Source organism: Plantactinospora sp. B24E8 (assembly GCF_039871735.1).
GTDB lineage: Bacteria > Actinomycetota > Actinomycetes > Mycobacteriales > Micromonosporaceae > Plantactinospora.
The window spans coordinates 347,116-358,635 of record NZ_JBDPMH010000003.1; the positions used below are offsets into that span (position 1 = coordinate 347,116).

The window sequence follows — 11,520 nt, forward strand, 5'->3', positions numbered from 1 at the left end:
TCCATTGGAGAACGGGCAGGCCGGCGCCAGGCCGGCCATCTTCGGCACGGGGGATTCGAGTCGGCTATGAACGATCGAGAGCACGAGGGTCTTGGTGAACTTCTGCGGAGCGCTCGGGTGAGCCGGGGCCTGACCCAGGCCGACCTCGCCGGTCAGGCCGGGGTCAGCGTCGGTGTGGTCCGCGACCTCGAACAGGGGCGCAGCGGGCGGCCACGAGCACGGTCACTGCAGGCGCTCGCCGACGTCCTGGAACTACACCAGGACGACCGCAGGCGCATGAAGCAACTGGCGCGACCGCCGCAGCGGGAGCGCGTCGACGCGGCGGGTCCGGCACGGATCTCGGTTCTGGGGCCGCTGCTGGTCACTCGGGCCGGTCAGCCGGTCAACCTCAACGCGGGCCGGCACCGCATCGTGTTGGCGCGCCTCGCGCTGACCCCGGGCCGACCCGTCAGCCGGGACGAGCTGATCCACCTGCTGTGGCAGGACTGTCCGCCGCCGTCGGCCGCCAATGTGGTGCAGACACACGTGAGCCGGCTCCGTCGCCTCCTGGAACCGAAGCAGCAGCCGGAGCGGCCACCGATGGTGACGTTGGGATCGGGCGGTTACCAACTCCAGGCCGACGGCGATCAGTTGGATCTGTCCGGGTACCGGTCCCGGGTGGCCGAGGCAGCTGCGTCAACTGTCCCGCCACAGCGCGCCTTCGACCTGCTCCTCGACGCGCTGAACATGTGGCGCGGCGATGACGCCGCCGAGGACGTGCGGGAACTCTGCGGTGATCCACTGATCACGGCGCTCGCCGAGGAACGGGTGGAGAATGCCGTCCGCCTGGCGCGCCTCGGGGAGGTGGTCCACCGACAGCGGCAGGTCCTTCCGTTGCTGCGTCGGCTGGCCGGGCGGCATCCGTGGCACGAGTCGCTGCACGCGCGGTTCGTGGTCGCGCTCGCCGCGGCGGGACAGCAGGCCGCCGCGATCGAGGCCTTCGACAGCATCCGTCGACGGCTCGCCGAGGAACTGGGCATCGACCCCGGTGCCGAGTTGGTCGAGGCACGACAGGCCGTCCTCACCGGGCAGGTCGATCGACGGGGCGGCATTCCGGTGGGCGGCACCGGCGACGTCACGCCGCGGCAGACGCCGGCGCCGCCGTCGGACTTCTGCGGCCGGGTCGACGAACTGCACCGGCTCGAGCGGGCGCTGCGCTACCCGAGAAGCGGTTCGACAGTCGTCTGCGTCGTCTCCGGCATGGCCGGTGTCGGCAAGACCAGCCTCGCCCTCAAGGCGGCCTGGAGAGTACGCCGGGACTTTCCGGACGGTCAGCTCTACATCGACCTGAGAGGCAACGACGACCGGCCGGTCAGCGTCGCGTACGCGCTCGCCCGACTGTTGAAAGCCCTCGGTGTCGAGGTCCGCGCCATTCCCGCCGACGAGGACGAGGCGGCCGGACTCTACCGCAGTGTGCTCGCCGACCGGCGGGTCCTGATCGTGCTCGACAACGCGTACAACGCCGCCCAGATCCGCCTGCTCGTCCCGGGCCCCGGTCGCAGCGCAGTGCTGGTCACCAGCCGCAACCAGTGCGAGGAGCTGGATGACGCGATCACGACGCTGCTGCCGGTTTTCGAGCCGGACGAAGCGTTGGACCTGCTCGGGCTCAAACTGGGAACGGACCGGGTGCGGGCCGAACGGAAGGACGCCGAGGCTCTCGTCGACGCGTGCGGCCGGTTGCCGATCGCGGTACGGCTGATGGCCGGCCGGCTGACCGGCCGTCCAGGAAGTACGGTCGCCGACGTCCTGCGGCGGCTCACCGACGAACGGTCCCGGCTGGAGCAGCTGAGCCTCGGCGACAGCACGATAACGAGCACCTTCGCCATCAGTTGCCGCGACCTGCCGCCGCCGACGGCCGAGGTCTTCCAGGCCGCCGCGCTGATCCCGGGAGAGAGCTTCTCGGTCGCCGCGGTCGCCGCACTCCTCGGCGCCGAGCAGCGGATCGTCCGTCCGGCGTTGGACCACCTCGTCGCGGAGAACCTGCTCCAGGCCGGCAGGGTGGACCACTACCGGTACCACGATCTGCTGCGGCTCTACGCGGTCCGAGCCGGTGAGCGCCAACAGACACCGCTCGACCGCACCGCGGCGTCGGGTCGGCTCTACACCTGGTATCTGGCCCGGACCGCGTCCGCGATGACCCTGGTCTACGCCGACATGGTGCGGCTGCCGATCGATGTCGACCTGACCGGAGCCCGGTTTCCGGATCTCGACGCCGCCATGGCCTGGCTGAACGAGGAAGCGGGAAACCTCGTCGCCGCGATCGAGGCCGCCGCGGTCGGCGAGCACCGCGCGCGGTCCTGGCAATTGGCCGACCAGCTCCGCGGCTACTTCTTCACCTCCGGAGACGTGGTTGCCTGGCTCGCGACCGGGTCGGCAGGGCTGGCCGCCGCGGAGGCCGCCGGCGACGTCCGCGCCCAGGCGGCCATGCACCAGACCATCGGTCAGGCGCACTGGGCGGCGGGAAAGCATCACCTCGCGGCCCTGGCCTACCGCCGCGGCATCGCGGCCGCACAGCACAGCGGCTGGCTCGTCGGCGAGGCCTACCTGTCGCACAACCTCGGTCTCGTCCGGGCCGAGCTGGGCCACCTGGACGAAGCGCAGGAGCTCTACCGGCGGGCGCTTGACGTCGGAACGGGCCCCGAGTTCGACCACATCCGGGCGGTGACCCTGAACGACCTGGCCACGATGTGCCACGAGCAGGGACAGCTCGTCGAAGCCGTCGGGTACCTGCAGGCGGCGCAACGACTGAACGAGAAGTCGGCACGCCACCCCTCGGCGATCGCGAACCGGCACAACATGGCGATGATCCTGCGGCAGCTGGAGGACTTCGACACCGCGTACGCCCACTTCGAGGCCGCCCTCGAACACCACCGTCGTACCGGGTCCACGCTGCGTGAGTTGTCCGTGCTCGACGAGCTGAGTCAGCTCGACCGCCAACGCGGCGAGTGGGTGTCCGCGGTGAACAACGCGGTGGAGGCGCTGCGGCTCGCCCGGCAGCAGCGCAATCTGCGTGCCGAGGCGGCCATTCTCAACACCCTGGGGTTCGCGCTGCTGGGCAGCCGCGCCGTCCACGACGCCCGCACGCGGTTCACCGAGAGCCTGTCGATCAGCCGGAACAACGGCTTCCAGTACTTCGAGTGCCAGGCGGGCGTCGGCCTCGCCGAAGCCGCGTTGTTGGACAGCGACGCCGAGGAGGCCCGCCGTACGGCGAAGGAGGCGCTCGACATCGCCGTCCGCAACACCTACCGGCCGCTGCACGCCGACGCCCTCATCGTGCAGGCCAAAGCGGCGATCTGGCTGGGTGAGACGGACGCGGCGGCACAGCACTGTCGGGCGCTCCGTGACCTTCTGCGGACGACGCATCTACCGGACCGGGTGCGCGAGTGCGATGCCCTGGAGGCGCGGATCGGGCAGCCGGACGTGATCAGGCCGCCCGGGTAGGCGGCCCTGGTCTCGTTCGCCGGCTGCCGACCGCCGGCTGGCCCGGGTGGGCCGGCCGGCGGTCGGTGTGTGGGGTGGGTCAGATGCCGTAGATGAATTGGTGGTCGACGGCGCCGGCGCTGTTGGTGTTGCGGAGGTAGACGGTGTTGTTGCCGGGTCGGCGTACGCCGGGGGTGTCGGTGCCGTCGTTGTTCCAGTCGCCGGTGATGGGGATGTCGCCGGAGCCGCCGTGGCCGTAGACGAATTGGTGGTGGAGGGTGGTGGTGGTGTTGGTGAGGTACCAGGTGGAGTTGTTGGGGCGGAAGACGCCGACGGTGTCGGTGCCGTCGTTGTTCCAGTCGCCGGTGATGGGGATGTCGCCGGAGGCGCCGTGGCCGTAGACGAATTGGTGGTGGAGGGTGGTGGTGGTGTTGGTGAGGTACCAGGTGGAGTTGTTGGGGCGGAAGACGCCGACGGTGTCTTTGCCGTCGTTGTTCCAGTCGCCGGCTACGGGGATGTCGCCAGAGGCGCCGTGGCCGAACTTGAATTCGTGGTGGAGGGTGGTGGTGGTGTTGGTGAGGTACCAGGTGGAGTTGTTGGGGCGGAAGACGCCGACGGTGTCTTTGCCGTCGTTGTTCCAGTCGCCGGCTACGGGGATGTCGCCGGAGGCGCCGTGGCCGAACTTGAAGATGGTGGTGGCGTCTCCGCTGTTGGTGTCGCGGAGGTACCAGGTGGAGTTGCTGGGGCGGAAGACGCCGACGGTGTCGGTGCCGTCGCCGTTCCAGTCACCGGAGATCGGAATGTCCTCCAGCCGGGGGGCCGTGGCATCCCAGAGCGCGTTGACGATGATCTGCGCGTCCGACGCCTGCACCTGGTACCTGCTGGGATAGGCCGACACCTGCACCGCCTGGCAGACCTCGCCGATCGGGGCGGTGGCCCAGGAGCCGTTCGGGTACTCGTCCTCCATGGCGTTGAGGAAGGCGTTCGTGGCGTAGGTCGGGTTCAGCCGCTGAGCCCGGGTACCCCACCACTCCTGCTGTTGGAACAGACCGAGACTCGTGTGGTCGACCATCTCGCTGATGTTCTGCAGATGGGTCTCGACGATCACGGTGGCGATCGCGATGACACCGGCGCGCGAGGCAAGGCCTCGGGCTCGTACCGCCTCGACCACCTCCCGCGCGCAGGAGACGCGGTACGCGCTCATGTAGCCCCGCATGTCGGACTGCAGCTGCGAGTTCAATCGGGTGGCCAGCGCCGCATCAGCTGCGGTGGGGCCGCCGGGATCGCAGGCGACGGTCTCGTACATCGCGGTCATCGGAGCGAGTGCCGGGGGCAGGTCCGGCTGTTTCGCGACTTCGGCGCCGAACGCCGGGGCGGCGCCGACCAGGGCGGTCATGGTCAGGACGACCGTGACGCAGAGCAGCGGTCCCTTGAACAGTCGGGCGTTCACCGGTGGTGATCCATTCGCAGACAACCTCCAACCAGGGGCCCGGTCCCACTGAACGGGCTCGTGCGGTAGAGGCTGGCGCACCTCCCTGGAGGGAGGCTGAAGCATGGCCGACAGGACGAAAGCTGTACCTGACCGGTACGGCGTCGATGTCAGCGTTGGGGACCGGGGTAGCTGCCGATCGGGTCGGTGAACAGGCGGGAGAAGCCGAGTTCGGCGGCACCGACCAGGGTGGTGTCGTCGCCGAGCGCGGAGATCCGCAGCTGCGCCCGTTCCCGCGAGACGGGCAGGACGTTCGTCGCGATCCGCTCCCGTACCTGGGCCGCCGCGCCGAGGTAGATGTCCCGCAGCATGCCGCCGAAGACGACCATGCCCGGGTTGAACAGATTGATCACGTTGGCCACCCCGATACCCAACCAGTCACCGATGGTGCGCAGCGCCGCCCGGGCGGCAGGGTCACCGCGGTCCGCGGCGTCCACCACCTCCCGAACCGCCTCCCGTCCGATCTGATCGGCCGGCCGCCCGGCCGCGTCGAGCAGCGCACGCTCCCCGACCTCCGCCTCCAGGCAGCCCCGGGAGCCGCATCCGCACGGTCGGCCGTCGTACGGATTGACAAGCATGTGCCCGATCTCGGACCCGTACCCGCCGTCGCCGCCGAGCAACTCCCCGCCGACGATGGTGCCGCCGCCGACGCCCACGTCGCCGTGCAGGTACACCAGATTCTGGACCCCGACGCCCACCCCACGCTGGTGCTCGGCCAACGCGCCCAGGTGGGCCTCGTTGCCGACCAGGACGGGCAGGTCGAGGTCGAGCCGTCGTCCCAGCTCCTGGCCGAACGCCTGGTCGACCCACCCCATGTCCGGTCCGAACCGCACCATGCCGTCGCCGGGCCGGATCATGCCGCAGTACGACGCGCCGACACCCACGCAGACGGCTCGGGGTGACGCCGCGCGCTGCAGTTGCCGGCCGAACCCCGCCAGAACCCGTACCACGGTGTCCAGGTCGGCGCCGGCACGGGCCCGTCGGGCCGCCCGACGTTCCAGGATCACCCCGCCGAGCCCGACCCGGGCGGCCACCAACCGGTCCACCGCGATGTCGAAGGCCAGCACGTAGACCCGGTCGGAGGCGGGGCGGACCAGCCGGGAGGGCCGCCCGGCACGTCCGGTGAGCGCCGCGGGATCCTCCCGGACCAGTCCCAGCGCCGCGAGTTCGGCGGTCAGGGCCATGACCGTGCTGCGGTTCACGCCCAGCCACTCGGTCAGGTCCGCACGCGACACCGCGCCACGGGTGTGGACCCGGCGGAGCAGCGCCCCGAGGTTCCTGCGTCGGCTGTCGCCCGGCAGACGCCCGTCTGAGGCCAGACCCCTGAGCATCACGTGGACCTCGTCGAGTCGCGGGTACCGATCCGAGAAGGATAGTTGTCGCCCGGACCCGCGAGCCACGCCTGCGCGTACGGGATGTGAGGACTCTGCCGCGGGCGCCGGGCTGGCCGGTCCGGCACAGCACGTCCCGGGTCGGCATCGCTAGCAAAATACTGACAATGGCCTACATGTGCGCTGATGGCGGTAAGAGGGTGCATCATGAAGACACGCCCCGCCTCGGTCGGCGAATTCTCGCAGGTCAACGCGGCGTCGTAGGGGACAGGAGGATTCATGATGTTGGACCGAACCGGCCTCGTTCCACCCTGACGCTCCGGTCCTCGGTCGGCGCTGCCGTGCTGAGCGCCGTCGTCGCCACCGACGCTTTCAGTCTTATGAGTGGCGTGTCGCTCCGGGAGGCTGATGTAAAACCTTCGCGGAGGCACTACGGTTAGCCGTCGCTTCGGGTCTTCGCCTGGCGCAGCCCGCGGATATTAAGGACGATTCATGAAGACCGCACCCGTGCGCCAGGATGCGCCCCAGGTTCCACTGGGCACGCTCCGCGCGGCTCCCCTTGATCAACTCGCCGCCGCGGACGTCTCCGCGATCGTACGGCGGGTGGTGGGCACCCACCTGGACGAGACCAAGGTTCCGACGGCCCGGTTCTCGTCGTTCATCTGACCGACAACGGCGTCCGGACCGGCCGAGATGGCACTGACCGAGTTCGTCTTCAAGGTCCACTCCAGATGCGATCTGGCGTGTGACCACTGCTATGTCTACGAACATGCTGACCAGAGCTGGCGTCGCCGCCCGGTCCGGATGACACCCGAGGTGCTCCGGGCCGCCGCGGGCCGGGTCGCCGAGCACGCCGGAGCACACAACCTGCCGGCGGTCTCGGTCATCCTGCACGGCGGTGAGCCGCTGCTGCTCGGCCCCAGCCGGATGCGCGAGCTGCTGACCGAACTACGGCGGGTGGTCAGCCCGGTCACCCGGCTGCACGTCGGCATGCAGACGAACGGCGTCCTGCTCTCGGAACGCTTCGCCGACCTGCTCGCCGAGTTCGACGTCCGGGTCGGGGTGTCGCTGGACGGCGACCGTACGGCCAACGACCTGCACCGGCGCTTCCGCAACGGGGCCAGCAGCCACGACCGGGTGTTGACCGGGCTGGCGCTGCTGCGCCGGCCACGCTATCGAGGTCTCTACTCGGGTCTGTTGTGCACCGTCGACGTCCGGGCCGACCCGGTCCGGGTGTACGAGGCACTGCTCGACCAGGAGCCGCCCCGGATCGACTTCCTCCTGCCGCACGCCACCTGGGAGCATCCGCCCTGGCGACCGGAGGGCGACGGCACGCCGTACGCCGGTTGGCTCTCCGCCGTCCACGACCGCTGGGTCGCCGACGGCCGGCCGGTGCCGATCCGGCTCTTCGACTCGCTGCTCTCCACCGCCCGGAGCGGTCCGAGCGGCACCGAGTGGCTCGGCCTCGACCCGGTCGACCTGGTCGTGGTCGAGACCGACGGCGAGTGGGAGCAGGCGGACTCGCTCAAGGTCGCGTACGACGGTGCGCCGGCCACCGGGATGACCGTCTTCACCCATTCGGCGGACGAGGTCGCCGCGACGCCGGAACTCGCCCGCCGGCGGTCCGGGCTGGCCGGCCTCGGCGTCACCTGCCGCGCGTGTCCGGTCGTCGCCCAGTGCGGGGGCGGCCTCTTCGCCCACCGGTACGGCGATGGGCACTTCGCGAACCCGAGCGTCTACTGTGCCGACCTGAAAGAGCTGATCGTGCACGTGAACGAGACAGAGAAGGCGCCGCCCGCCACGTCGGCCGGGCCGGACGTCACGCTACCGGCGTCCGACCGGGAGCCGTCGGCGTCCCAGGTCGAGCCGGCGTCGTCCGACCACGGTCCGTCGGCGTCCGACCTCTTCGGCGCCGCCGTCGCCCCGGCCGGCGACCCGGACGTGGTCCGCCGACTGGTGGAGACGCAGACCGCCATCGTCCGTGGACTGCTACGCGGCGTTGCCGACAGTCTGCCGCGCGGTGGACCGGAGGCCGACGCGTGGGACCTGCTGGCCGAACTCGACCATGCCGTGCCGGAGGCCGTCAACCGCGTCGTGACCCATCCGTACGTGCGGTCGTGGGCGGTCGAGTGCCTGGCCGGCACGGGCACGGGGGCCTGGCACGGGCCGGGCTACCTGGGCGCCGTCGCCGTCGCCGCCGCGGTCGCCAGCGGGACCCCGGCACGGCTGACGGTGCCGGTGCGCGCCGGCCGGGCGCACCTGCCCACGCTCGGCACGGTGCTGCTGCCCGGCGCCGGTGACGGTACCGCCGAGGTCCGGGTGACACCCGACTCCCTCCTGGTCACCGCGGCCGACACGACTGTGGTTGTCCGACCGGGAACAGTCGGGAGCGCGCCCGGTTGGCAGCCGACCCGCGTGATGGCGGTCGACGACCGGACGGTGCTGCTCGAGGACGGGGACCCGCACCGTGCCTGCCACCGGCTGCCGGCGAGCGAGCGGCTCGGCGACGCCGACGCCGCCCGGTGGACCGCCGCCTTCGACGCGGCGTGGCGGGTGGCCGCGGACGAGGTCCCGGGGTACGCCGGGGAGCTGCGGGTGGGTCTGCGGGCGGTCGTACCGCTGCGACTGACCGGTGCGGGGGTGAGCGAGGCGTCGACGGCGCGACAGGCCTTCGGCGGGGTCGCCGCGACGGAAACGGATCCGTCCTCGCTCGCGGTCCTGCTGGTCCACGAGTTCCAGCACAACAAGATGAATGCCTTTCTGGACATCTACGACCTTGTCGACGCGGCGAATCCGGTGAAGATCGTCGTCGGCTGGCGGCCTGACCCGCGACCCGCCGAGGCCGTCCTGCACGGGATCTACGCCCACGCGGCGGTGGCCGCCGTCTGGCGGGTACGCGCCGACCGGGGCGTCGAGGGCGCGTACCCGGTCCACCGGCGGTACCACGACTGGACGGCCGACGCGGTAGTCGCCCTCGAGAAGGCGGACGTCCTCACCCCGAACGGCGCCCGGCTGCTGCGGCAGGTCGCCGACTCGCTGGTCGGGGGGCCGTCGTGACCCCCGCCCCCGCCCTCGCACCCGGTCCGCGGGACACCCTGGTCGCACACCGGCCGGAGACCCTGGCCGCCGAGCTGCGGTCACTCGGTCTCGCGCCCGGCGACGTCGTACTCGTGCACGCCGCGGCCCGACGGGTCGGGTCGGTCGTCGGCGGGGTGCCGGCCCTGGTCGCGGCCATCCGGACGGCGCTGGGACCGCACGGCACCCTGGTGGTGCCGGCCCAGACGCCCGACAACTCGGTCAGCAGTGCCGCCCACCGTGCGGCGACCCAGGGGATGACCGACGACGAACGTCGGGCGTACGAGGACACCATGCCCGGCTTCGACCCGGCGACCACCCCGTCGTTCGGGGTGGGGCGGCTCGCCGAGCACGTCCGGCGGCTGCCGGACGCGGTACGCAGCCACCACCCGCAGACCTCGTTCAGCGCCTGGGGGCCCCGGGCCCGGGACCTGATGCGGGTCCACGACCTCGACAGCCATCTCGGCGAGCGGTCCCCGCTGGCCGCGCTGGAGGCGGCCGGTGCCAAGACCCTCCTGCTGGGGGTCGGGTACGAGTCGTGCACGGCGCTGCACCTCGCCGAGTACCGGCTGCGTCGTCCGCCACCGATCCGCGCCTACCGCTGCTACGTGCTCCGCGACGGGCGGCGGGAGCGGTGCGACTTCCACGCCCCGCACCTGGACGCGACGCCGTTCGCCGAGATCGGCCACGAACTCGACCGGGCGGCCTTCACCCGCCGGGGAACGGTCGGCGACGCCGTCGCCCGGTTGCTGCCCATTCCGGAGGCGGTACGGACCGCCGTCGCCTGGCTGGACGACAACGCCATCCGGTAAGGGTCTGGTCACGTCCTGATTACGTCTCTAGGCTGGTCGATACGTTTCGTGTGGTGTCGGCTGGAGAGCGTCGGGTGATCGGTTACTGGTTGGCGGTCGAGTGCACCCTGCGCCGGGTGGTCGCGTCGGCATGAGTCATGAAGCAACCCCCGCCCCCGGCTCCAGGTACTTCTATCTGAGCTACGTCGCCGCGCCGCGCCAGGACGACCGTACGCTCGGTGACCACTGGGTCCGTCGCTTCTACCACGACCTGAACCTGGCGATCGACGGGCGGCCGGGGACCCGCCTGCGCCGGCAGGGTTTCGCCGACTTCACGGTACGGCGACTGGAGGACCGCCCCGAGCAGAAACGGATCGCGCTGGCCGAGGCCGAGGTCTTCGTGGCCCTGTACTCGCCGGACTACCTGAACCGCGAGGATTCGCGCAAGGAACGGGAGTGGTTCCGGCAACGGTTGGTCCGTGCCGGCCGCCCGATCGACGGCGACAACATCCTGCCCGTCCTGTGGACCCCGTCGCCGGCCGCCGTCCACGCCGCCGACCAGGCCCGGGCCCTGGTGTTGGCCGCCGGGGTGGACGTCTACGCCGTCAACGGCATGAGCGCGCTCTGTCGACTGCAGAGCTTCCAGGCCGCGTACAAGGACATGCTGAACCGGCTGGCCCAGCACATCGTCGACACCGCCGAGCACCACCCGTTGCAGCCGGTCGAACCCGCCCGGGAGCCGGCCGAGGTGCCGACGTCCCGCCCGAGCGAGGTGCCGTTCCTGGCCGTGGTCATCGCGCCGGAGCAGGCCCTGGTCGGGGCCGACCCGGCCCACCTCAACGGGTACGTCGGGGCACGCGCGGACCGGTGGCGGCCGTTCGACGGTCGCCCGCCGGTGGTCGACGACGTGAGTACCGCCGTACAACGCCTGCGGATGCCGGTCGAGGTACGGGACTTCCTACCGGACACCGGTCTGTTCGAGGGCTGTCCGGGGGTGCTCCTGATCGATCCCCAGGTGGTGGAGACGGAGAGCGGACGGGAGGTCGTCCGCGCGGCCGCCGACTGCCTGCGGCGGTGGGTCGGGGTGGTGTTCATCGCGGACGAGTCGGTCCGGCGCCGCCGCCCAGACGGGCCGCCGCTGCTCGAACGGGCGGTCGGTCTGCTGCCGGACGCCGCGAGCCCGTCGATCTTCACGACCCACGACGACTGGCGTTCCGGGATCCACAACCTGGTCCAGCGGATGCGACGCCGTTATCTGGACGAGAGGCCCGCCTATCCGCCGCCGGGACGGCCGATCAGCAGACCGCGACTGTGGGACAGCCGCCTGCCGCCGGACGTATCCGACGACCAGCCGAGGTCAGGACGGACGGAGTGA

General features: G+C 71.2%; 7 protein-coding genes. 5 read left to right on the plus strand and 2 right to left on the minus strand.

Translation table 11 applies throughout. The features are described 5' to 3' along the window. Window positions 1-66 precede the first annotated feature (66 nt). The gene (locus tag ABGB21_RS07700) at window positions 67-3,480 is read left to right on the plus strand and encodes a BTAD domain-containing putative transcriptional regulator (protein WP_347677040.1); all 3,414 of its coding nucleotides are present in this window, start codon (window positions 67-69) and stop codon (window positions 3,478-3,480) included. A gap of 79 nt (window positions 3,481-3,559) precedes the next feature. On the opposite strand, the gene ABGB21_RS07705 is transcribed toward ABGB21_RS07700, so the two are convergent. Then, a complete protein-coding gene (locus ABGB21_RS07705; protein WP_347677042.1) occupies window positions 3,560-4,909 on the minus strand; it encodes a VCBS repeat-containing protein in 1,350 nt (449 codons plus the stop codon). A 149-nt stretch (window positions 4,910-5,058) separates the two neighbouring features. Continuing rightward, entirely contained in the window at window positions 5,059-6,279 is a 1,221-nt protein-coding gene (locus tag ABGB21_RS07710; RefSeq protein WP_347657497.1) for an ROK family transcriptional regulator, read from the minus strand. A 492-nt stretch (window positions 6,280-6,771) separates the two neighbouring features. Between ABGB21_RS07710 and ABGB21_RS07715 the strand changes: the two genes are divergently transcribed. From ABGB21_RS07715 to ABGB21_RS07730, 4 genes are all read left to right on the plus strand, one after another. Further along, the gene (locus ABGB21_RS07715; protein ID WP_347657498.1) at window positions 6,772-6,945 is read left to right on the plus strand and encodes a hypothetical protein; all 174 of its coding nucleotides are present in this window, start codon (window positions 6,772-6,774) and stop codon (window positions 6,943-6,945) included. Between the two features lie 27 nt (window positions 6,946-6,972). After that, window positions 6,973-9,336: an FxsB family cyclophane-forming radical SAM/SPASM peptide maturase gene (locus ABGB21_RS07720; RefSeq protein ID WP_347677044.1), complete on the plus strand. Its 2,364-nt coding sequence runs from the start codon at window positions 6,973-6,975 to the stop codon at window positions 9,334-9,336. Continuing rightward, the gene (locus ABGB21_RS07725; protein ID WP_347657500.1) at window positions 9,333-10,166 is read left to right on the plus strand and encodes an AAC(3) family N-acetyltransferase; all 834 of its coding nucleotides are present in this window, start codon (window positions 9,333-9,335) and stop codon (window positions 10,164-10,166) included. The genes ABGB21_RS07720 and ABGB21_RS07725 overlap by 4 nt, the downstream gene beginning before the upstream one ends. A gap of 130 nt (window positions 10,167-10,296) precedes the next feature. Then, window positions 10,297-11,520 carry a TIR-like protein FxsC gene (locus ABGB21_RS07730; RefSeq protein ID WP_347657501.1) on the plus strand — a complete coding sequence of 408 codons (1,224 nt, stop codon included), beginning with the start codon at window positions 10,297-10,299 and terminating at the stop codon, window positions 11,518-11,520.